Source organism: Thalassococcus lentus (assembly GCF_028023555.1).
Taxonomy (GTDB): Bacteria; Pseudomonadota; Alphaproteobacteria; order Rhodobacterales; family Rhodobacteraceae; genus Thalassococcus_A; species Thalassococcus_A lentus.
In genome coordinates this window covers 607,654-630,658 of the sequence record NZ_JAQIOY010000002.1, presented here as the reverse complement: position 1 = coordinate 630,658, position 23,005 = coordinate 607,654, and the positions used below count along the sequence as shown (strand labels likewise).

17 protein-coding genes are annotated in these 23,005 nt (G+C 59.6%); 9 read left to right on the top strand and 8 right to left on the bottom strand.

Annotation, left to right across the window (positions count from 1 at the left end; all coding sequences use genetic code 11):
* Nucleotides 1-39 precede the first annotated feature (39 nt).
* Complete coding sequence (locus PFY00_RS08135) at nt 40-1,887, bottom strand: ABC-F family ATP-binding cassette domain-containing protein (protein ID WP_271432037.1); 1,848 nt, start codon at nt 1,885-1,887, stop codon at nt 40-42.
* A 45-nt stretch (nt 1,888-1,932) separates the two neighbouring features.
* Between PFY00_RS08135 and PFY00_RS08130 the strand changes: the two genes are divergently transcribed.
* Together PFY00_RS08130 and ndk are read left to right on the top strand one after the other, a co-directional pair.
* Nucleotides 1,933-3,114, top strand: a complete 1,182-nt coding sequence (locus tag PFY00_RS08130; protein ID WP_271432036.1) for a multidrug effflux MFS transporter — start codon at nt 1,933-1,935, stop codon at nt 3,112-3,114.
* A gap of 87 nt (nt 3,115-3,201) precedes the next feature.
* Nucleotides 3,202-3,624 (top strand): nucleoside-diphosphate kinase, encoded by a 423-nt coding sequence (gene ndk, locus PFY00_RS08125; RefSeq protein WP_271432035.1) that lies wholly within the window; start codon nt 3,202-3,204, stop codon nt 3,622-3,624.
* Between the two features lie 78 nt (nt 3,625-3,702).
* On the opposite strand, the gene PFY00_RS08120 is transcribed toward ndk, so the two are convergent.
* From PFY00_RS08120 to PFY00_RS08105, 4 genes are all read right to left on the bottom strand, one after another.
* The gene (locus tag PFY00_RS08120) at nt 3,703-5,949 is read right to left on the bottom strand and encodes a calcium-binding protein (RefSeq protein ID WP_271432034.1); all 2,247 of its coding nucleotides are present in this window, start codon (nt 5,947-5,949) and stop codon (nt 3,703-3,705) included.
* Nucleotides 5,950-6,082: 133 nt separating this feature from the next.
* A complete protein-coding gene (locus PFY00_RS08115) occupies nt 6,083-7,846 on the bottom strand; it encodes a M10 family metallopeptidase C-terminal domain-containing protein (RefSeq protein WP_271432033.1) in 1,764 nt (587 codons plus the stop codon).
* Nucleotides 7,847-8,067: 221 nt separating this feature from the next.
* Nucleotides 8,068-9,942 (bottom strand): calcium-binding protein, encoded by a 1,875-nt coding sequence (locus PFY00_RS08110; protein ID WP_271432032.1) that lies wholly within the window; start codon nt 9,940-9,942, stop codon nt 8,068-8,070.
* A gap of 100 nt (nt 9,943-10,042) precedes the next feature.
* On the bottom strand, nt 10,043-13,096 hold the full coding sequence (locus PFY00_RS08105) for a calcium-binding protein (RefSeq protein ID WP_271432031.1): 3,054 nt from the start codon (nt 13,094-13,096) through the stop codon (nt 10,043-10,045).
* 231 nt (nt 13,097-13,327) lie between these two features.
* Here PFY00_RS08105 and PFY00_RS08100 point away from each other — a divergent pair, with 231 nt between their 5' ends.
* On the top strand, nt 13,328-15,376 hold the full coding sequence (locus PFY00_RS08100; protein WP_271432030.1) for a DEAD/DEAH box helicase: 2,049 nt from the start codon (nt 13,328-13,330) through the stop codon (nt 15,374-15,376).
* 24 nt (nt 15,377-15,400) lie between these two features.
* Here the strand turns inward: PFY00_RS08100 and PFY00_RS08095 are convergent, their stop codons facing one another.
* Genes PFY00_RS08095 through PFY00_RS08085 form a run of 3 tightly spaced genes read right to left on the bottom strand, consistent with a single transcriptional unit; the run spans nt 15,401 to nt 17,726 of the window.
* A complete protein-coding gene (locus PFY00_RS08095; RefSeq protein WP_271432029.1) occupies nt 15,401-15,745 on the bottom strand; it encodes a TfoX/Sxy family protein in 345 nt (114 codons plus the stop codon).
* Nucleotides 15,742-16,548, bottom strand: coding sequence for an isocitrate lyase/PEP mutase family protein (locus tag PFY00_RS08090; protein WP_271432028.1), 807 nt, complete (start codon nt 16,546-16,548; stop codon nt 15,742-15,744). The genes PFY00_RS08095 and PFY00_RS08090 overlap by 4 nt, the downstream gene beginning before the upstream one ends.
* Nucleotides 16,545-17,726, bottom strand: a complete 1,182-nt coding sequence (locus PFY00_RS08085) for a pyridoxal phosphate-dependent aminotransferase (protein WP_271432027.1) — start codon at nt 17,724-17,726, stop codon at nt 16,545-16,547. Before PFY00_RS08085 ends, PFY00_RS08090 begins: the two co-directional genes overlap by 4 nt.
* Before the next feature lie 251 nt (nt 17,727-17,977).
* On the opposite strand from PFY00_RS08085, the gene PFY00_RS08080 reads away from it, so the two are divergent.
* The 6 genes from PFY00_RS08080 (at nt 17,978) to PFY00_RS08055 (ending at nt 22,987) form a co-directional block, all read left to right on the top strand.
* Complete coding sequence (locus PFY00_RS08080) at nt 17,978-18,346, top strand: hypothetical protein (RefSeq protein ID WP_271432026.1); 369 nt, start codon at nt 17,978-17,980, stop codon at nt 18,344-18,346.
* Nucleotides 18,273-19,628: a DNA-packaging protein gene (locus PFY00_RS08075; protein WP_456300437.1), complete on the top strand. Its 1,356-nt coding sequence runs from the start codon at nt 18,273-18,275 to the stop codon at nt 19,626-19,628. Before PFY00_RS08080 ends, PFY00_RS08075 begins: the two co-directional genes overlap by 74 nt.
* A gap of 156 nt (nt 19,629-19,784) precedes the next feature.
* Nucleotides 19,785-20,978, top strand: coding sequence for a phage portal protein (locus PFY00_RS08070; protein WP_271432024.1), 1,194 nt, complete (start codon nt 19,785-19,787; stop codon nt 20,976-20,978).
* On the top strand, nt 20,971-21,198 hold the full coding sequence (locus PFY00_RS08065; RefSeq protein WP_271432023.1) for a GTA head formation protein, RCAP_rcc01685 family: 228 nt from the start codon (nt 20,971-20,973) through the stop codon (nt 21,196-21,198). Before PFY00_RS08070 ends, PFY00_RS08065 begins: the two co-directional genes overlap by 8 nt.
* 34 nt (nt 21,199-21,232) lie before the next feature.
* Nucleotides 21,233-21,775: an HK97 family phage prohead protease gene (locus tag PFY00_RS08060; RefSeq protein ID WP_271432022.1), complete on the top strand. Its 543-nt coding sequence runs from the start codon at nt 21,233-21,235 to the stop codon at nt 21,773-21,775.
* A 33-nt stretch (nt 21,776-21,808) separates the two neighbouring features.
* A complete protein-coding gene (locus PFY00_RS08055) occupies nt 21,809-22,987 on the top strand; it encodes a phage major capsid protein (RefSeq protein ID WP_271432021.1) in 1,179 nt (392 codons plus the stop codon).
* The last annotated feature ends 18 nt before the right edge of the window (nt 22,988-23,005 follow it).

Sequence of the window (23,005 nt, the reverse complement as noted above, 5' to 3'; positions counted from 1 at the left end):
ATCGACTCGAATGCCGGCTGTCCAGATCGGGCTGATGCATCATCCTTCTGCCTTCTCCAGCCGCTCTACGGCGGCTTCCCAGAGGCTTTCGGCTTTGCCCAGCCCTTCCATCACTTCGGCGTATTTGCGGTTCCAGGTTGCCAACTCACCCACGCGCGTGTCTTCGTAAAGAGCAGGGTCAGCCAGTTTCTTGGCCAGTTTGTCGCGCATTTCTTCGATCTTTTCCACGCGCGCCTCGCATTTGCGAACCTCGCTACGCATTTCGAGAATCTGATCGCGCGATGGCCGGGCCGGTTTGGGTTTGTCCGCTTTTGCTGGTTTCACCGGCTTGTCCGGGGTCAGCAGCATACTGCGATAGGCATCCAGATCTTCTTCGTAGGGGCGCACGGTGCCGCCCGAGACCAGCCAAAGCCGATCAGCCACCATCGACAGCAGGTGCATGTCGTGACTGACGAGGATCACAGCGCCGGAATAGGCGGTCAGCGCTTCGACCAGTGCTTCGCGGGATTCGATGTCGAGGTGGTTCGTCGGCTCGTCAAGGATCAGCAGATGCGGCGCGTCCAATGTAGCGAGCAACAGGGAAAGACGCGCTTTTTGTCCGCCCGAGAGCCGTGCAACTTCGGTGTCGCTTTGTGCTGCTTGCAGGCCAAAGCCCGCCAATGTGGCGCGCAGTTTGGCAGGCGGCGTGTCCGGCCGTTCCCGCTGAAGATGCTGCAAAGGCGTTTCGTCCAGATAAAGCTCATCCACCTGATGCTGTGCGAAATAGCCGATCCGCAGTTTCGAAGAGCGCCCCATACGCCCTTCGATCAGGGGCAGGCGGTCCGAGAGCAACTTGGACAGAGTCGATTTGCCCTGACCGTTCTTGCCAAGCAGCGCGATGCGATCATCCTGATCGATCCGCAGGTTAAGCCGGTTCAGAATGACGGTTTCGCCATAGCCGGTTGAGCCACCCTCGATATTGATGATGGGCGGTGACAGCTCATCCGGTTGTGGAAATTTGAACACCCGTTTGGCCGCCTCTTCCGGAGGTGTGACCATATCCATGCGTTCGATCATCTTCAGACGCGCCTGCGCCTGCTTGGCCTTGCTGGCCTTGGCGCGGAACCGATCGACAAAGCCTTGCAGGTGCGCGCGCCGCTCTTGTTGCTTTCGAGCGGTGGCGGTCAGCTGCGCGCGGCGTTCCGCACGCTGTTTGGCAAAGCCGTCGTAGGGCACGCCGTAGTAGGTCAGCTTGCGGTCCTCGAGATGCAGAATGCTGCCAACTGCGCGGTTGAGCAGGCCGCGGTCGTGGCTGATCACGATCACGGTGTGCGGGTATCTGGCCAGATAGCTTTCCAGCCAGAGCGCGCCTTCGAGATCGAGATAGTTGGTCGGCTCGTCCAGCAGCAGCAGATCAGGCTGAGCAAAAAGCACCCCGGCCAGCGCCACGCGCATCCGCCAACCTCCGGAAAAGGCAGAGCAGGGCATGCGCTGTTCGGCGTCGTCAAACCCCAAACCCTTGAGAATCGTAGCCGCGCGGGCTTCGGCGCTCCAGGCGTCGATATCGGCAAGCCGGGTTTGCACCTCGGCCATGCGTTCGCCCGTGGCGGTTTCGGATTCGCGCATCAGCGCATCGCGTTCCACATCGGCCTCAAGCACCGTATCGATCAGCGAGGTGTCCGAAGCGGCCACTTCCTGAGCGACCCCGCCGATTCTCGCGCGGGAGGGCAGGGTGATGCTGCCGCCGTCCAGTGTCAGGTCGCCCTTGATCAGACGGAACAGCGTGGTTTTCCCCGCGCCATTGGGCCCGACGAGCCCGACCTTGTGACCATCCGGGATGGTGGCAGAGGCCTCTTCGAACAAAGGGCGGCCTTCGACCGAGTAGTTTATGGATTCAATGCGCAACATAGGACGCGCTCTAGCAGAGGACCGGGGGCTATGCTAGCCGGGGTCATGACCAAGCCTGCGCCCCATCTGATAACCTTCGTGTTGCTGACGGCGCTGACGGTCATCAGCACCACGATGTTTCTGCCCGCGCTGCCGGCCATGCAGTCCGAATTCGGCGTCAACGAAGCCACGATCGGCCTGTCGGTGACAGCCTACATGATCGCGGCCGCCGGATTGCAGCTGCTGCTGGGGCCGCTGTCCGACAGGGTTGGGCGCAGGCCTGTGATCGTGTCGGTTCTGTCAATCTATGCGGCGTCGTCCCTGGTCTGTGTCTTCGCGCAGGATATCGTTGTTTTTCTGGCGGCGCGCACGGTTCAGGCGGTTGCCATGACGGCCGGTATTCTGGTGGCTGCCATGGTGCGCGATCTGTTTGACGGGCCGATGGCGGCTGCCAAGCTGGCCACCATATCCTCGGCCATGGCCATTGTGCCCATGATGGCGCCCGTCCTGGGCGGATTTCTGGATGTGCAATTTGGGTGGCGCTCGATCTTTGTCTTTTACGCGCTGACCGGCGCCGGGCTTTTGATCTGGGTGCTGCGTGATCTGGCTGAAACCCGACCGGACCGCACAGCCGAGACACCCGAACGGCGCCGGATGCTGCTGCGCGAGGCGCGGTTCTGGGCATTTGCATTTTGTCAGGCGCTGGGGGCCGGTGGGTTTTACGTGTTCCTTGTTGGCTCGCCCTTTGTAGCCGCGGCGCTCTATGGGCTTGATTCCGGGCAAATCGGGATTGGGCTAGGCTCAGTAACCATGGGCTTCATGGCGGCCTCGGCCTTGTCAGCGCGTACGGTTCACCGGTTTGGGCCGTTTCGCCTGATTGTTGTGGGGCGCCTTGCCTCCTTGCTTGGGCTGGGCGCGGGATTTGTGGTCTTTTCAATCACCACGCCGCCGGTTTGGGTTTTCTACGCAGTCACGATCTGGGTGGGTGTCGGCAATGGCCTGACGCTGGCGAATGCCAATGCGCTGGCGCTGGCGGTTCGACCCCGGCTGGCCGGAACGGCATCGGGCATCTGCGGGGCTTTGGGCAATCTGGTGATTGCGGCCATGTCCATGGTAACGACGATCACTTTGGCGGACGAGGCCAGCGCAACGCGCCTGCTGCTGCTTTTGATGGGCGTGGTCGGGGCGTCGCTGTTTTCGGCCATTCTTGGCCACAGGCTTGATCGAGGACAGGGGCAGGGCGCATAGGTCTTTCCAAGGACAAAGACCCGTGATACGCGTGCGCCGAATTTTGACCTGCCGGAGCTTTCCGGCCTATCCACAGGAGTGAGACCAATGGCCCTTGAGCGCACGTTCTCGATCATCAAGCCCGATGCAACCCGCCGTAACCTGACCGGCAAGATCAATGCCAAGTTCGAAGAGGCAGGTCTGCGCATTGTCGCACAAAAGCGCATCCACCTGAGCAAGGCGCAGGCTGGTGAATTCTACAAAGTCCACGCAGAGCGCCCGTTCTACGACGAACTGTGTGAATTCATGGCCTCCGCGCCGATCGTTGCGCAGGTTCTCGAAGGCGAAAACGCCATCACCAAGAACCGTGAAGTCATGGGCGCCACAAACCCGGCAGATGCCGCGGCTGGCACCATCCGCGCAGAATTCGCTGAGTCCGTTGGCGAAAACTCGGTTCACGGCTCGGACGCGCCTGAGACAGCCAAAGAAGAGATCGCGTACTTCTTCTCCGGTCTCGAACTGGTCGGCTAATCGCCGAACGGTCTAACAAGTCAAAAAAGCCGCGACCCAAGGGTTGCGGCTTTTTCTGTTGAACGGTGGCGGGCCTGCTTAGATCAGGAAATCGCTTTCCGTCAGGTCCATCAGACCCGTCAGCTCAATCTCGAAATCGGCAGCGCCATCGCCATCGCGGTCGGCTTGCACGATGGTGTTGCCGCCGACCTGCTCATAGCGCAGTTCGCCACCCGTGCCGGTGAAGGCCGCGTCGCCGATGAAGTCGAAGCCCTGCTTGAAGCCCTGCGTCAGGTCGGCGTCGATGCGGCTCAGCTCGATCCGGTCTTCGCCCGCGACGAAGTCAGTGATCACGTCGCGGTTGCCGTCGCCCACGCCCGATTCAGCGGCGTTGAAGTAGATATAGCGGTCGCGCCGTCCGGCATCATCTCCGCCGGTCATGATGTCTGCACCCAGACCGCCATAGAAGGCATCCGCGCCCGCCTCGCCAAAGAGCATATCATCGCCCGCGCGGCCATAGAGGCGGTCTGAAACGCCACCCGTTCGGAAGATATTGTCGCCCGCATCGCCGCGCAGCTGATCGATGCCATCGCCGGTCTGGAATTCCTCGATACTGATGAAGGTGTCGCCCGCCGCGTCGTTAAAGCTGATCGCGGGGTTCTGAAGATCGACCCGCACGGACCGGTCAGCCGAGGCATAACTCGCGATGTCATAGCCATCGCCCCCGTCGATCACATCACCGCTGCCACCGCCGTCGAGCGTGTCATCGCCATCGCCGCCTTCAAGCGTGTCGACGCCGTCGCCGCCCAGCAAGTAGTCATCCGAGCCACCCGCCTGCAACAAATCATCCCCAGCGCCGCCATCCAGCGTGTCCATGCCACTGTCGGTGATGAACACATTGTCTGCATCGTCCCCGGTCACGGTAGCATCCCAAGACCCGATCATCGTAAAGTTCTCGATCTCTGAAACTTCGTCAGCACCGACTGTCCCATCCAAACGCCCATGGAAACCAGCGACGGCGTCAAACCTGAGCACATCATCTGCTAGTCCTGTCACATCGGTGATGAGCAAATCCGTGCCTGGACCGCCAATAAAGGTATCCGAGCCGCCATTGTTCACGATGGTATCGTCGCCTGCCAGCGCGTCGACCAGTTCGTCTGCAGAGGTGCCCACGAGGCTGTCGTTGCCCGGGGTGGGGGTCGAGGAAACCGGTGGGTCATCCAGCGAGCCTTCGGCACCGGGCAGGATCAGTTCATAGGCGTTGCCGGACAGCAAAATGGCTGAGTTGTTGTCGATCCGGATGGCCTGACTGGCGCCAGCGCCAAAGGCCGCGTCCATTTCGTCAATCAGGTTGCCGTCATTGTCATATTCCCGCAGTCGGCCTTCGTTGACGAAACTGGGTGAGAACGAAAACACTGTGTAGCCAATGATAAAGCCGCTTTGCGTGGCAATCAGCAAAGGCGTATCCTGATTGCCGCCGGTGATCGTATTCACCAGCGTGGAATCCACGCTGAGCGTTCCGTCAGAATTGTAGATCTTGAACCAGACCGATGTACCATCATCGTCTTCTGGCTGCGTTCCTGCATCGGTCCAGACAACGACGACCCGGCCGTCTGACAGGGTTTCGACCTGAACAGAGGGCGGCACGCCAAAGCCCGTGCCTTCGGCGTCGCTGACTTCGAACGGGGCGACCACCTGATTGCCCTGAAGGTCAAAAATCTGCAGGTAGGTTGAGCCCGCTTCGCCTGCCTGACTGTCGACATAAGCATAGAAGATATGGCCATTCGAAACCGTTACGTCTGATCCGTGCTGTTGGACTGCTGAAAATCCACGGCCACCGACGGTATCACCTGTGTGAAGAACTGTTCCGTCAGCATCGGTGATCAGAACCTCGTCGCCTTCGAAACTGAAAGGCACGACAAATATGTTTCCGTCCGGCAGAGAATGGGCGGTGTAGATCATTGAGTTGTCGGTCACGCTGAACGCGCCGGACGTCACTTCGGTCGGGGCGCCTGTCGCGGTCCCGGTGGCAAGATCGATGGTTACGATGTAGTTGGTGATCGTCGTGGGCAGGGGATCGGCGTCGCGCACCTGATAGTAGATGTTGAACGTTCCGTCGCCATTGTCGTGCACATGATAGGGACGCAGATCACCCAGCCCAAGGCCGCTGGCGTCTGCATATTCCGTTGCCGAAAACACAACACCGTCGTCGTTGATTGCTGCAACCATATTGCCAGAAACATATACGGCCGCGTCATCAACCCGATACGTGCCGCCGCTGCCGGTGGTTGTTGATACACTGGACAGCCCAATGGAAACCGGCGCACCGTCAAATGAAATGGTCATATCTTGTCCCCGTTCAAATGCTTGTCTTTAAAGTCGTGATGACGCCGGATTTGAAACAAGGAAACGACCTGCGTCAATGATTTCTTGTACGCGCCGGGCCTGCGTTGGTGTGCGGCCCGGCGCGACTTTGAGATCAAATCAGGAAATCACTTTCCGTCAGATCCATCGTTCCGGTCAGCTCAATCTCGAAATCCGCAGCGCCGTCGCCATCGCGGTCGGCCTGTACAATGGTGTTGCCGCCCGCCTGCTCATAGCGCAACTCGCCGCCCGTGCCGGTGAAGGCCGCGTCGCCGATGAACTCGAAGCCTTGCTTGAAGCCCTGCGTGATGTCGGCGTCGATACGGCTCAGCTCAATGCGATCCTCACCCGCGACAAAGTCAGTGATCACGTCTCGGTTGCCGTCGCCCACGCCCGATTCCGCCGCGTTGAAGTAGATATAGCGGTCGCGCCGTCCGGCATCGTCTCCGCCGGTCATGATGTCCGCGCCAAGCCCGCCATAGAAGGCATCCGCGCCCGCTTCACCGAACAGCATGTCGTCGCCCGCGCGGCCATAAAGGCGGTCTGAAACGCCACCCGTTCGGAAGATATTGTCGCCCGCGTCACCGCGTAGCTGGTCGATGCCGTCTCCGGTCTGGAACTCTTCGATGCTGATAAACATATCGCCCGCCGCGTCGTTGAAGCTGATCGCCGGGTTCTGAAGATCGACCCGCACGGACCGGTCAGCGCTGGCGTAACTGGCAATGTCATAGCCGTCACCACCATCGATCACATCGGCACCGCCGCCACCGTCGAGCGTGTCGTTGCCAAAACCGCCGATCAAAGTGTCATCGCCGGCGCCACCTTCTACATAAGTCAAAGCAAATTCAGAGGCATAGAGTTCATCATTGCCTGCGCCGCCGTTGATGCTGTCAAGGCCGCCCATGCTCTGAATGGTGTCATCACCGTCTCCGCCAATCAGCGTTTCGGTCGCCGCGCTGCCGGTGATCCGCACGCCTTCATTGCCGACCACCTGAACGGTTTCGATCCAGACCAATTCGTCTACTTCGCCGTTCTGACGTGTGATCTGGCCGCCACCCCAAGTGAGCGCGATCTCGATCCCGGTAACGTCCGCTGGAACGATCAGTGTGTCATTTCCAAAATCCCCTTCGATGGTGTCATTGCCGGGACCGTCGTAGAGCATATCGTCGCCTTCGCCACCGCGCAGCCAGTCGTCACCATCGCCGCCAATCAAGGTGTCATCGCCGTTGTCACCCAAGAGCGAGTCGTCGCCAGCACCGCCGGTCAACAGATGTGCCCCATGCCAAGCTGGCAGCAGCCAAGTGTCGGTACTCGGGGCGTTGATGATGATGGCATTCAAGGCAGCATCAAATTCAGCATCCAAATCGGCGGAATCGGGACCGTAGATGTACTCGATGGCTTCCTCGTCCAACGATCCAAGCTCTACCGTCGAGCGTGAACGGTTGTAGGACATTACGGTGAATATCCCGCTGTCGCGGTTCGGGTTGATTGTGTAGGTGCCCTCGAATGGGTGCTCGAAACCCAGTGCATGGCCGATCTCGTGCAGCAGTAGCGAAAAGCCCCGCACGCCCGGAGCGACAAGCGATCCGCTGGAGCCGAACAAGTTGGAGTTCAGGAAGACATCGCCCCCGATCGCATCATGGCGAATGTAGTAATCGGTCGGGTCGCCGTTGGCGTCCGTGAACCAGTACATTGAGGGAAAATAGGCATAGCCCGACAGCTGGTTCCCACTGGAGTTTAGAAGCCCGGACATGTCGAACATTGAAAAGCGGATCGCGCCTTCGCCCGGTGGTACTTCGACAAAAACAAGGCCCGAGGCATTGCCCCAAACGTTCAGCGCCGCCCTGATGTGGACTTGGTGCGCAGAAGAGAAGGCCATGAAGCTGCTTGCGGTCTGGGCCTGATCATATGAAGAAGGTTCCTGCGGAAAACTATAAGTCACAACGACCGGGGTTCCGGTCGGGGCTGTTATGTTCCAGCGCCAATGAGGTGCGTCTCCGACGAGCGACAAAAGATCGTTAGAAAGCAAAACTTACTCCACTTAATCTGCGCATTTGGGTGAAATTCCCACAGCCATTTAAAACCACTGGCGACGTCCGATCAAATCAGAAAATCGCTTTCTGTCAGGTCCGTGATCCCGGTCAGCTCAATCTCGAAATCCGCAGCACCGTCGCCATCGCGGTCGGCTTGCACGATGGTGTTGCCGCCGACCTGCTCATAGCGCAGTTCGCCGCCCGTTCCGGTAAAGGCTGCGTCGCCGATGAAGTCGAAGCCTTGTTTGCCACCTGTGGTCAGATCTGCATCAATGCGCGAAATCTCGATCCGGTCTTCGCCTGAAACAAAGTCAGTGATCACGTCGCGGTTGCCATCCCCGACACCTGAGTCAGAGGCGCGAAAAAAAATGAAACGGTCCGCACCGCTGCCGCCAATCATCGTGTCTGCGCCATTGTTGCCAAAGATCGCATCAAAACCTGAACCACCGTCAAGCGTATCATTGCCTTCGCGGCCGTACAGCCGGTCAGATACGCCGCCACCGGCAATGTGATTTGCACCACTATCGCCACGCAGGTTGTCGGCGTGATCCCCGCCTATGATGTTCTCAATGGACACGAAACGGTTGCCGCTGGCAGCGCCATACTCAAAGAAACGCACAAAGGTTTCTCCGCTGACATCGCGATCGAGATCAACCAAAACGCGTCCGCCAGCATTTGAATAATCTGCCGTGTCTGTGCCGCCCTGACCATTGATTTCACCGGGTCCGCGTTGCGGCACGAGCATGTCGTCGCCCAGATCAATTCCAAACAAATCAGGCCCGAAGCCCGTCAGATAGACATCGTTGTCTATTCCCGATGTGTTCGCCCGCACGGATTGAGCGACATAGATCCGTCCATCCGGGGCCAGCGCGATCGATCCAACATCGATGTCATTGGTGGGAACGTCGATTGGCGTGTCGATCACCACATCACCTGCGGCATCCACACGCAGATAGCGAAGACTGTCGTCAAATCCTGCATCTGTCACGACCAGCAGTGCCGCATACCCTCCGTCTGGCGTGCCGACGATGCCGCGCAGTTGTGCGCCCGAGTCCCCAAAGGTCTGGAACAGTCCGTGATTGCCGGGATTGCCGGATGCATCCAGTGTCACGATGGAAACACCATCCGGTTCTCCGAAATCATCATAGAGGTTCACGGCAAAAGCCAGCCCTCCGCCAACCAATCCCGCGGCTTGGGGAGCGTGCGCGCCGCCGAAGTAATCTGAAGGTATTTCAAAGGAGGGCAGCGTCACGTCAACGGGCTGCAAGTCCGGCCCAAAGACCTGAAAGTCATAGGTGTTGACCGCAAAATTGCTTTCAACAATATCCCCGGACGCTGTGATGACGAAACCACCGTTTTCAAGCGCAGCGACATGGGGGTGGTATTCCGATACGAAATCCCGATCAAAGGCCAATTGGATGTCGCCCAAGGCCGCGCCATTCTGATCGAGTTGGCGAAAGACGATCCCGGCATTCTGGCTTTGCCCGTCGGATATGCCTTCGCCGACATAGATGATCGTACCGTCGGATAGCTGCGCAAGATCGAGCGCATCATTCAAAAAGCGGGTTTGTTGGGCGGGCATAACGGTGATCGGATCGCTGAGGGGATTGCCTTCTGCGTCATAAAGCCGAAGCATGTAGTTGATCGGCCCGCCGTCTGTCGCCTGATCCAGCCAGGCAACCGCGATAACGCCCGAAGTGAGAACCAGAACAGCCGGGTTGCCGGCTGAGTGGTCTGTCGGAATGTCTACGCGGATTTCGCCTGTGCGCGCAGAGCCGTCCGGTTCGAATATCCGCAGTAAAACCCGGCCTCGGTCATTGTTTTCCCATTCCCAAACCATCGCAACGCTGCCGTCCGGCGCGGTGGAAATGTCTGGATGCCGCTGGGGTCCACCGGTTTGCGTAGTCGCGACGAATGGCGCGAACAGTTGTGATGCTGCCATACAGATCACCCCTCAACTCGAAATTTCTTGGTCAAAAATAATTGGAGCTGAGGATTGCAGCGGCGGGCAGTGGTGTCAACACGCCGCTGTTTTCATGGAATCAAATCAGAAAATCGCTTTCTGTCAGGTCCATCGTTCCGGTCAGTTCGATCTCGAAATCTGCCGCGCCGTCGCCGTCGCGGTCGGCTTGCACGATGGTATTCCCGCCCACCTGCTCGTAGCGCAGCTCGCCCCCGGTTCCGCTAAACGCCGCGTCGCCGATGAAGTCGAAGCCCTGCTTGAAACCCTGCGTTATGTCGGCGTCGATGCGGCTCAGCTCGATCCGGTCTTCGCCCGCGACGAAGTCAGTGATCACGTCGCGATTGCCATCGCCCACGCCCGATTCAGCCGCGTTGAAATAGATATAGCGATCGCGCCGTCCGGCATCGTCGCCGCCGGTCATGATGTCCGCGCCGAGCCCGCCGTAGAAGGCGTCTGCCCCGGCCTCGCCAAAGAGCATATCGTCGCCCGCGCGGCCATAGAGACGGTCTGAAACGCCGCCGGTGCGGAAGATATTGTCACCCGCATCGCCGCGCAGCTGATCGATGCCGTCGCCGGTCTGGAATTCTTCGATGCTGATAAACGTATCGCCCGCCGCGTCGTTGAAACTGATCGCCGGGTTCTGAAGATCGACACGGACAGAGCGATCCGCGCTGGCATAGCTGGCAATGTCATAGCCATCGCCGCCATCCAGCACATCACCGCTGCCTCCACCGTCGAGCGTGTCATCGCCCAAGCCACCGCGCAGGGTGTCCGCATCGTTGCCACCAAGTATATGGTCGTTTCCGTCGTCGCCCGACAGAGAGTCCATCCCATCGTTGCCAAAGATGATGTCGTCGCCATCACCGCCCGAATAGGTGTCGTTGCCCGCGAGCAAATCGATGTCGTCGACGGCATCTGTACCACTGAGGATATCTGGTCCGGGTGTGGGCATGGCAATGGGGAAGGTGCCGCCCTGTATCGTCGCGCCAACGATCGCATTTTGTGAGGAGAACAGGATATTGGTGTCGTCTTCAAACACAAGAAAGCTGTCGCCATTGTTGAGTGCAACCAGCACCGGTTCGATCTGGTCATCTTCGAGATTTTCAGACCCGATCTGGTTCACGAGCACTTCTTCGCCAGACAATTCGAAAATCGAGAAGCGCACATCGCTTTCCGATGCGGCGTCAGTATAGGAGTCGTAGGCAATGAGCAGCTGGCCGTCGCCGTTGATGGTTGCCGTCAGATTTTGGTAGCCGTTCGGCACACTGTCATCCACCAGCACGTTTCTGTCGGAGATGGTGCTGTTGCCTGACGCATCGAAGGTCGTCATGCGCACTTCGGTGCCGGTGATTGCGTCGGTGCCCAAAGCATAGACAGCAATGAATCCGCCATCATCCGTAGCGATCAATACAGGATCGACAATCGTACCACTGTAGGATGGCAGATCGCGGACCGCAGAAGAGGGCGTGCCGTCGGCATTGTAGATGCGGTAGTGCGCGACGCCGCTCGTGTTGGTCCAGAGCATCACCATTCGGCCATCGCTCAGCGTTGTCATCGCCACCGGCGTGTCCTGATCAAAGCCTGCGTGATATTCGATCGGGTTGGCCAGTGCAGTGCCCTGCGCATCGTAGAATTGCAGGTAGCCATCATCGTCAAGCGTCCCGGTGTCGTCGATCCAGTGTACGGCAAAGCCTGTCGCGGTGGCTTGGATGTTGATGTGCTCCGCTTCGCCGTCGAGGATTCTGGAGGGGCCGCTGCGCACGGTTCCATCCGCCTCGTAGACCGAGATGAACAGATCGCCCCGGTTCACGCTGGTGATGTAAGCCACCGCGAACCCGCCATCCGCCAGTGCCGTCACATGCATTTCACTTGCGTCCGAAATCGGCGCACCGACGTCGATGGTGGTTCCGTCTTCGGGGTCATGTATCCGGATGTAGCCGTTAAGGTTCGTGTGATCGTAGACGACAACCACGCGTCCGTCTGACAGAACAGCGGCGTCCGGGTCCTCGGCCAGTTCGCCAAGAAAGCCCTGGCTGAGGAACTGCTCATCGCCGGTCAGGCCGGGATCGTCCGGGCCGCCGGCTTCGAACAGACGCACCGGACTGTCCAGTTGCATGTCGGTGACAATGGCACTTGTGGAGACATGGATTGTGCCCAATCGGCCCAGATTATTGCCGACGAGGCTGTAGTCTTCGTATTCGGTGCCCTCGGATGTGTAGAACCGCACGTTGACCGAGTCGTCCGAAGTACCAAACCCAGAACCGCGGCTGCCATAGGCGACGGCAAAGCCACCTTCGGTGAGCGCATAGACGCCGCCCAAGGTCTGGTCGCTGGTCGTGTCGCCCGTGTTGACGATCTGTTCGGCCACCGCAATGGTGCCGTTGGCGTTGAGAACCGTGACAAAGACAGTTGATCCGCTGTCGTCATCATCACCTGTGCGGCCGCTGGTATAGGCAACGGCGATGCGGCCATCTGACAAAACGGCGGCTTCTACGCCCCAGAGGCCCGGAATGGCTTCGAGATCATCTGCGACAATGAATTCATTGCCAGACGTTGTGCCATCTCGGTTGTAGTATTGCCCGCGGATTTCGACATCACCGTCACTGGAATCAACCTGAGTGATGCGCAAAATGCGGTTGCCGACCTGAAGGACAACGCTGTCGTCGACGCTTTCGAAAGCGCCGGGGCGCTGGGTTTGGTCAATGAATGTGCCGTCGCCGTCGCTGCGCAGCAGATTTTGCAGCGATGCGGAATAGAGATCGCCGTCTGATCCTTGAACATAAGCCGAGGTCACAGCGATATAGGGTGTCGCAACATCCGAGTTGTTGATCGTAAAGGTCGAGGATGAAGTGGTGTTGCCGGAGGCGTCCAACTCGAACTCGATGCCTTCGAGGGTGCCATAGTCGCGCAGTACAATCCGAATGCCGCCGTTTTCACTGACCAAAACAATGGGATCATTAAAGTCTGCGAACCCGTCGTTGTAGTCAGTACCCGTTGCAAAAAACACAGGCCCCGATGTGATTTCAGAGCCGTCAGCGTTGAATATGCGGATAGCCTGAGAATTTACGCTGTTGTTGTAAGCAGTGCCAAGCGCCACGATGCGGCCGTCGTTGAGCAAGAATAACTCAGCCATAGGTCTTCCCTAATTTTTATCGCCGTTAATACTTTAAAAGTTAGCGCCGGTTTCCGTAGCGGTAAAGACTGATCCAAAGCGAAATTCTGTCGCGATCTGTTGCCATTTTTGACAGGGCTCTTGCGATGCTCGGGCCGAGAGTGAAACCGTGGCTATACAAATCCCGTCAGAGCCTATAGGGCACGTGCTTTAGCCTTGAGTAGCGCGCAGCCGCGTTGCTTGGCATGGCTCATGATCCAGACGCAAAGATCCATCACCGTGATAAAAACGCTTTCCGATGCTCTTGCCCGCAAGGGCTATGACTCCTTGACCCCTGTGCAGCAGGCCGTAACCCGCGCTGACCTCAAGGGGCGCGACCTGCTGGTTTCGGCGCAGACCGGCTCGGGCAAAACCATCGGGTTCGGTTTGGCGATTGCGCCGACCTTGCTGGATGACAATGAACGGTTCGACGCATCCGGCGCGCCGCTTGCCTTGGTGATCGCACCGACGCGCGAGCTTGCGCTGCAGGTGAAGCGGGAACTGGGCTGGCTTTACGCCGATGCCGGTGCGTTTCTGGCGTCTTGCGTTGGCGGCATGGACATGCGTGACGAGCGGCGTGCTTTGGCGCGTGGGTGCCATATCGTCGTGGCAACGCCCGGACGTCTGCGCGATCACATCATGCGCGGTACCATTGATCTGACAAACGTCAGGGCGGTGGTTCTGGATGAAGCCGATGAAATGCTGGATCTCGGTTTTCGCGAAGATCTGGAGTTCATTCTGGAGCAGACACCGGCCGAGCGGCAAACACTGTTGTTTTCGGCGACGGTTCCGGCCGCGATTGCCAAGCTCGCCCGCAGTTATCAGCGCGATGCAGAGCGTATTTCGACGGTTGAAGAAAAGCAGCAGCACGCTGACATCGAATATCGCGCGATGATGGTGTCTTCGCGTGATGGCGAGAACGCGGTGATCAACGTATTGCGCTATTATGAGGCGCCGAATGCCATCGTCTTTTGCAATACACGGGCCATGGTTGCGCGACTGACAACACGTCTGTCGAACCGCGGGTTTCCCGTGGTGGCATTGTCCGGGGAACTGACGCAGAGCGAGCGTTCCAATGCGCTTCAGGCCATGCGCGACGGACGTGCGCGGGTTTGCGTGGCAACTGATGTTGCGGCGCGGGGGATTGATCTTCCCAAGCTGGATCTGGTTGTGCATGCGGAATTGCCGGGCAGCCACGAAACCTTGCTGCACCGTTCGGGCCGAACGGGCAGGGCCGGGCGCAAGGGCGTCAGCGCGTTGATTGTCGTGCCGTCCTCGCGCAAAAAGGCCGAACGCATTCTGAAATTTGCCAAATTGGATGCGGATTGGGGTGAGGCGCCCTCGGCATCTGCGGTTGATGCAAAGGACAGCGAGCGCATGTTGGCTGCCGATGACTGGCAGATGGACGTCACCGAAGCGGAACGGGACGCCGTTGATCAGTTGATGGCGGCCTTTACGCCCGAACAGATCGCTGCTGCCTATCTGCGGCAATACAAGCTGCGCCACACCGCCCCCGAGGAGCTGGGTGCAATGCATGTGGACAAACCCAAAAAGCGCGCCGCCTTTGGGCCAAGCGTTTGGTTTTCGCTGTCTGAAGGGCGGAACGACAATGCCTCGCCCAAGCATTTGCTGCCTATGGTTTGTAAGGCAGGCGACATAACAAAGGACGATATTGGCGCCATTCGGATCGTCGATGATCAGTCCTATGTGGAAATCCGCCAAGAAGCCGTGGACGGTTTTCTGGCGGCTATTGGCCCGGAAATGAAAATCGAAGGCAGCAAAACGATCGTGCGGTTGGACAAAGCGCCTGACGTGCCCGATTTCCGGCGGCCCAAGCCTGAGCGCGGCTCAAAGAGCGGGCCAAAGCACCGCAAGGGTGGCACCCCGCCGGTTGATTGGAATGACGCGCCGGAGCCACGGCAGCGCAAGCCCAAGCCCCAAGATCGCAAACCGTCAAAACCCAAGCCCAAATACGAGGCCAAGGATTCCGCGGCGCATGGGCCGGTCGAAAAGTCCAAGCCGGCCAAAGCCAGAACAGATGACAAACCCAAGCCACGCGGATCGAAAGAGGCAGGCAAGGATTTCGGCAAAGCGTCTAAACCGGGCAAGCCCAAGGATGCTCAGCGCAGCAAGAGCAAAGGGGCAGGCAAGGGGCCGCCTCCGCCAAAGGGTAAGCCAAGCAGCAAGAAAAACCGGGCGCGCACGCTTGCAGCCAAGGGTGCCAAAGGTGGCAACGCTGCGCCAAAGCGGCGCCCCAGTTAGGGCGCGTCGGGGCGCTGCTGTGGCCTAGCGTGGTTTCGCCAAACCATGTGTGTTCAGGAACTGCGCAAGCTCAGCCGGTAGACCGTCCGCCGGAGGAGTGGATTTCGCTTTGACCTTGATGGCGTCAAAGCGTTCTCTGAGCGCTTTTTTCTCGTCGCCCTTGCAATCGTTCCAGGGCCGCCCCTGCAAAGCCATGACAAGCACGTAGTACCCGATGAAATGCGGTCTGGTGCCTGCCGCCAGCAGCCGTGCGTAGGCTTCATCTGCCCCAAGGTCGCGCAATTCCTGCGCGGAATGAATGCCAGCCTGTGCGCAGGCCTCTTCCATCGCGGGGCCAAGGTTGCGGATCGAGGAAACCGGGTCGTTCATGTGTTCAGCAGTGTGTCGATCTCGTCTCCGCTCACGCTTTGGCGCAGCGGGCCAAAGGTGCCTTCGCCAAACATTTCGCGCGCGGCATCGCGGATCACGCGGTGCGTGGCGCGGGCAAGCGCCGAGCCCAGAGACAGCCGTGCAACGCCCGCGGCGGCAAAAGCTGCGCGCGATTGCGTGGTATAGGGACCTGCGACCAGAGCGTTGACGGGGACCGAAACGGACGCGCAGATGCGTGTCAGCGCCTCCATGTCAGGAGGAAGCGGCACGTAGACACAATCGGCGCCGGCCGCCTCGAAGGCTTGGATGCGGGTAATCGCCTCTTGGGTGTCGTAGTGCCCGTTCATCACACCGTCTGCGCGGGCCACGAGGACAAAATCATCGGGCAGGGAGCGGGCGGCGCAGGCAGCGGCGCGGATGCGTTCAACGGCCAGCGCCGAGTCATAGGGCGCCGTGCCGGGAAGGGCTGTGTCTTCGATCGAGATGCCGGACAAACCGGCCTCGTGCGACAGACGAACGGTTTCGGCGCAGGTTTCTGGCGCATCCCCAAAACCGTTTTCGAAATCGCCCGAAATGGGCAAAGACACGGCGGCGCGCAGGTCTTGTGCGTGGGCCAGTGCTTCGTCGCGGGTGACGCTGCCCATATCGGGCCTGCCCAGCGTGAAGGCATGGGCCGCAGAGGATGTGCCGATGGCTTGTGCGCCCAGAGCCTGCAGCATCTTGGCCGATCCTGCATCCCAGGCATTGGCAAGGATAAATGGATCGCCCTTGCGGTGCAGGTTGCGAAAGGATGGCAGGGTCATTGGCTGAGGTCTTTTGCAAAGGCGCATAGTTCGCGCACGGCTTGGGCGAGTTTGGCGTCGTCGGTGGTGAGTGCCAGTCGAATGTGGCCCGCAGCCGAGGTTCCAAAGCTTTCGCCCGGCATGACGGCGATTCGGTGTTGGTCAAGCAGGCGCTCTGCAAAGTCGCGGCCTGACAGCCTTGAGGCGCGAATATCCAGCATCAGGTACATTGCGCCGGCTGAGGGTATGGCGGTGACGGTGTTTTGGTCTGCCAGAATGCCGAGTACCAGATCACGGCGACGCGCAAAGGGCTCGGCCACCTTTGCCTCAAGTTCCGGACCCGCGTTCAGTGCGAAAAGCGCGGCGTCCTGAATGTAACCGGGCACGCCATAGGTGGTGGCGGTGGCAAGATCGATCAGGCGGGTGATGGCTTCTTTGGGGGCCACGATCCACCCCACGCGCGAGCCGGTCATCGCGTGGCTTTTGGACATGGATCCGATCACCATTGTGCGTTCGGCCATGTCGGGCAGTGCACGAGGTGAAAGATGTTCGCCTTCCCAGATTTGCGTGTCGTAGACTTCGTCCGAGATAAGCCAGAGATCCTCTTGCTTGCAGACATCAGCGATATCCATGAGCGTTTCGCGCGGATACACGGTGCCCGTTGGATTGTTGGGCGAGTTGATCAGGAGCGATTTCGCCTGTGTTGTCCGGGCTGCCGTCGCGAGCTCTGTACGATCGGGCAGAAAAGCATTGTCGGCGCGGGTTCGGATCGCGTGTGGAACAGCCGAAGTGCCACGGATCGAGCCGGGGTAGGTTGCATAGTAAGGGTCTATGTAGAGCGCTGTGTCGCCAGGTTGGCAGGCCGCCATATGGGTTGCGAAGAGCGCGGCCTGGCCACCGGGGGTGATCAGCACGTTTTCAGCTTTGGTCGGAACGCCTGTGCGCTGTTCGACGCGTTGCGCGACCGCCTTGCGCAGATCGCGGACCCCGGGGACCATGGCATAGCCTGTATGGCCGGACATGGCCGAGGTATGCATGGCTTCGAGGATCGAGGCGTCGGTCCGGATATCATGTTCGCCGATTGTCAGTTCAATCACGCGTTCCCCGGCGGCCACCATTTCCCGCGCGCGATAGAAGACCTCCCATCCGTCCGAGCCGGCATCATTCAAAGTGCAAATGCGATCAGACAGACGGGGCATTGGCGCGTTCCTTTTCATTGGTTGGGAACTTGATGCCAGACCCGCGACCGGCGGGCAAGCATGGTTAATGACGGCTTAACTTTTGTGAACTGTTTCAGAGGGTTGCGTGCGTTCGTGGCTTTGACAGAAACAGGCTTTCCGGCCTAGCGTTCAAGGGCTGGACGACACGGGCAAACCAGTGTGTCCACAGCACTCTGGTTATTCGTTCACTCGCCTGGAGGGGGACCCACAGGCAAAAAAGGTATCGAGCAATGACCAATACTGCCCAAACCGGCAAGGACCAGGTTCTGATCACGGCAAAGACCGAGGCGGAAAGACTGGAAAAAGAACGCGATAGCATCGCACGGCAACTGACAGGACTGAGACAGCAGATCGAGGCTCTGCAGGATCAGTTGGAGGCCGGGACCATCAAAACGGAAGGAGAGGACAAGAAGCTGCTGGCCGAGCTGCGCTACTGGCTCAAGGCTGGTCGGGAAACGGAGAAAGAAATTGATGAAATCAGACGAAGGGATGCCGGGATTGCAGATGTCTACGGACTTGACCTCGATGCGGCGGTCTCTGAGATCGGGTGCCGTCTTGCTCGCGTCCGCGCCTGCTGTGGCGCGGGAGAGGTTTCTTGAAGACATGACTCCGGGGGAGCGCCTTGCGCTCCCTTTCCTGTTTGAATTCTGGGCGCATGAACACCAGCTTCCCCCGGATGGTGACTGGCGCTCTTGGGTGATCCTGGGTGGGCGTGGTGCGGGTAAGACGCGTGCCGGGGCTGAATGGGTGCGTGCCCAGGTAGAAGGTGCCCGGCCTATGGACCCGGGGCGCTGCAAGAGATTGGCACTGATCGGCGAGACGTTCGATCAGGTACGGGAAGTCATGATTTTTGGAGACAGCGGGATCATGGCCTGTTCGCCACCCGACCGAAAGCCGCGCTGGAATGCCACCCGCCGTTGCCTGATCTGGCCCAATGGAGCCGAGGCCTTCGCATATTCGGCTTATGACCCCGAAAGTCTGCGCGGGCCGCAGTTTGACGGAGCATGGACAGATGAGTTGGCCAAGTGGCCCAAGGGGCAAGACACTTGGGACATGTTGCAGTTTGGTCTGCGGCTTGGCGATCAGCCGCGGGTATGCGTCACAACCACGCCCAGAAATGTGGACGTTCTGAAAGACTTGCTGAAACTGCCGTCCACTGTCGTGACGCGGGCGCCGACCGAGGCGAACCGAGCCTATCTGGCGGCCAGTTTTCTGGAGGAAGTCCGGGCGCGATACGAAGGCACACGTCTGGGGCTACAGGAGCTTGATGGCACCTTGGTCGAAGATGTTGATGGCGCCTTGTGGACTATGGCTGGCATCGAGCAGGCCAAGGCGGGCCGGTTGCCGGACATGAGCCGAATTGTGGTTGCGGTCGACCCTCCGGCGGGTACCGGGCGCGGCGCAGATGAATGCGGGATTATCGTGGCTGGTGTCGTCCAAGACGGCCCGCCAAGGGATTGGCGTGCATTTGTGCTGGAGGATGCCACTGTGCAGGGCGCATCCCCCAAAGGTTGGGCTGAGGCGACTGTTCAGGCGGCGAAACGCTGGAAGGCAGATCGGGTGGTTGCCGAAGTCAATCAAGGTGGCGCCATGGTTGAAGAGGTGTTGCGGCAGGTTGATCCGATGCTCGCGGTGCGCAAGGTGCATGCGACCCGCGGCAAGGCCGTCCGAGCCGAGCCGGTTTCGGCACTCTATGAACAGGGGCGTGTGCTGCATTGCGCCGGATTGAAGGAATTGGAAGCTCAGATGTGTTTGATGACCACGGGTGGGTATGCGGCGTCTGGAAGCCCGGACCGTGTCGATGCTCTGGTTTGGGCTTTGACCGATTTGATGATCGATGCGCAGGGCTGGGGGCAACCAAAGCTGAGGTTGCTGGGCTAGGCGCTTTGGGATGCGTCTGCGGTGTTGCCCGGGCTGCGCACGGTGGTGGCAGGGGCTGTTAATGCCTGATGCTTAAAACCTCTCACAAGACGCAGGGCTGCCCCTGCAAGTGGATGTGGTCCGTCCCGGGCCAATGAGACATAGGAGCAAGGCGCAATGGTGTTTGATTTTCTGCGGACCAACAAAGCGCAGGTGACAGTGCCGCCCGAAGCCAAAGCTTCGGCGACAGGACGAGTCGTTGCGCATATGAGCGCGGGCCGTGTGGCCTGGTCGCCGCGGGACACTGTTTCCTTGACCAAGCAAGCCTTTACCGGAAACCCAGTAGGGTTCCGAGCGGTCAAACTGGTCGCCGAGGCGGCTGCCGCATTGCCGCTGGTCTTGCAGGATGACAGCACCCGCTATGCAGATCACCCGCTGGTGTCGTTGATCACGGCGCCAAACCCGGGTCAGGGCCGTGCTGAATTGTTCGAGTCTCTTTACGGCCAGCTGCTGTTGTCGGGTGACGGCTATGTCGAAGCCGTAGCGGGGGAAAGTGGCGCACCGTTTGAGCTGCATGTGTTGCGCAGCGACCGGATGCGGGTTGTTCCCGGAGCGGATGGCTGGCCGGTTGCCTATGAATACAGTGTTGGTGGGCGCAAGCATCGCTTTGATTGCAGTGGCGGTGGTGTTCCGGCGATCTGCCATATCAAGAACTTTCATCCGCAAGACGATCACTATGGATTGTCGCCTTTGCAGGCGGCGGCCCAGGCAGTGGATGTGCATAACAGTGCAAGTCGATGGACCAAGGGGTTGCTGGATAACGCAGCCCGGCCATCTGGCGCCATTGTTTGGCGCGGTGCCGACGGTCAGGGCACCTTGAGTGCCGAGCAATATGATCGTCTGGTCAGTGAAGTCGAGGCCAACCATCAAGGCGCGATGAATGCTGGTCGCCCCATGTTGCTGGAAGGCGGTTTGGACTGGAAACCGATGGGCTTTTCGCCGTCGGATATGGAGTTTCAGAAAACCAAGGAGGCTGCCGCGCGAGAAGTGGCGCTGGCCTTTGGAGTGCCGCCGATGTTGCTGGGTATTTCGGGTGAAGCGACCTATGCAAACTACGCCGAAGCGCATCGGGCATTCTATCGCCTGACGGTTTTGCCATTGGCGTCGCGGGTTTCAGCCGCAGTTGGTCGCTGGCTGGCGCAATTCACAGGAGAAGCGGTCACTCTGCTGCCCGATCTGGATCAGATCCCGGCCTTGGCGGCTGAGCGGGATGCCCAATGGAACCGGGTTGCCGGTGCGGATTTCCTGACGGCGGCTGAGAAACGAACGATGTTGGGATTGCCGCCTGTGGAGCAGGCGGGTGGTGAATGACGTGCGCCGAACATCAGAGCCGTTTGCCTGCGCGCCTGCACTGCGCCTGGAGGCCCACGAGAGGGTCGCCAAACTGCAGACCGAGGCGCTGAATGAAAAGCTGACGCGGCTTGAGGATTTGATGGAACGCTTGGAACGGCGTCTGTGGCTGGCGGTCTATGGCGTTGCCGGTGTGATCCTCGCGCAGGCGTTTCAAGGATTGATGATTGCGACACCATGAGGGCGTACGCATGAAAATGCAGAAGGGGTCAGATATGGACCTGGAACACAAGTTTTGCCGCATTGGTACCGATGTAACCGTGACCGGAGACAATGTTGTCGAAGGCTATGCGAGCCTGTTTGGCGCCTGCGATCAGGGCGGAGACGTTGTGGCGCGCGGGGCCTACACGCGCAGTCTCAAGGCGCTCTCAGATGATGGGCGTGCTGTGAAGATGCTTTGGCAACATGATCCGGCGCAGCCAATCGGTATTTGGGATGAGGTGCGTGAAGATGAACGCGGCCTTTATGTGAAGGGGCGCTTGCTGGACATGGTGGAAAAGGGTCGAGAAGCCGCGGCGCTGATTGCGGCCGGTGCGATTGATGGTTTGTCGATCGGCTACCGCACGGTGAAATCGACTAAGAATGAAAAGGGCCAGCGGCTCTTGCAGGATCTGGAGCTTTGGGAGGTGTCCTTGGTCACTTTCCCGATGTTGCCCAGTGCGCGGGTCGCGTCGAAGGGGGAAGGCCCCCAAGACGCCGAACTGCATGAGTTGGCGCGGGCCCTTGAGGACGCGCGCCTGAACCTGGCGGGCCTCTGACGCGCGCCACTCTCTAGTAACGGGGGATACCTCATGAATGAAACCGGGACCAAGTCTCGGACCGGGGAAGATCTGTCTCCGGTCAACCGGGTGAGTGCCGCGATGGCGGGACTTATTGGGGATTTCAAGGCCTTGCAGGCCGACCTTTCGACGAAGCTTCAAAAACAGGAAGAGCGACTGACCATGCTTGATCACAAAACTGCCCTGGCTGGGCGTCCGGCCTTGTCGACCTCAGCCGAGATCGACGCGCCCCATCAAAAGGCCTTTGATGCCTATCTGCGTTCCGGCGATGACGATGGCCTGCGCGGCCTTGAGCTGGAAGGCAAGGCAATGTCTACGGCTGTCAATTCTGATGGCGGATACCTTGTTGATCCACAGACTTCGGACACGATCAAGTCGGTACTGGCATCCACCGCATCGATCCGGGCGATTGCCAATGTCGTGAACGTCGAGGCGTCTTCTTTTGATGTATTGATCGATCAGAACGACACCGGGGCAGGCTGGGCCGATGAGACCAGCGCATCCGCCGAGTCCGGCACGCCGACCATCGACCGCATTTCGATCCCTCTGTACGAGTTGAACGCGCTGCCAAAGGTGTCTCAGCGCCTGCTGGACGATAGCGCTTTTGACGTGGAAGGCTGGCTGGCGGGCCGTATCGCAGACAAGTTTGCGCGCGCCGAAGCGGATGCATTTGTCAACGGTGATGGTGTCGATAAGCCGCGCGGTTTTCTTGATCACGCTACCGTTGCGGATGACAGCTGGAGCTGGGGCAACATCGGCTATGTGAACAGTGGCTCTGCGACTGATCTGGGTGACGGTGATGCGCTGATCACCTTGGTCTATGCGCTGGGCGCGCAGTATCGCGCTGGCGCAACCTTTGTGATGAACTCCAAGACCGCGGGCGCGTTGCGAAAGCTGAAAGATGGCGACGGCCGTCACCTGTGGAGCGATGGTTTCGCGGCCGGTGAGCCCGCCCGTTTGCTGGGATACCCGGTGCTGATTGCAGAGGCTATGCCGGATATCGGCGCGGATGCCTTCCCGATCGCGTTTGGTGATTTTTCACACGGCTACACAATCGCCGAACGTCCCGATCTGCGCGTGCTGCGTGACCCGTTCAGCGCCAAGCCGCATGTGCTGTTCTATGCAACCAAGCGTGTCGGCGGTGACGTCAGCGATTTTGCAGCGATCAAGTTTATGCGCTGCGCTGCCTGAGCCGTATGAGACGAGGGG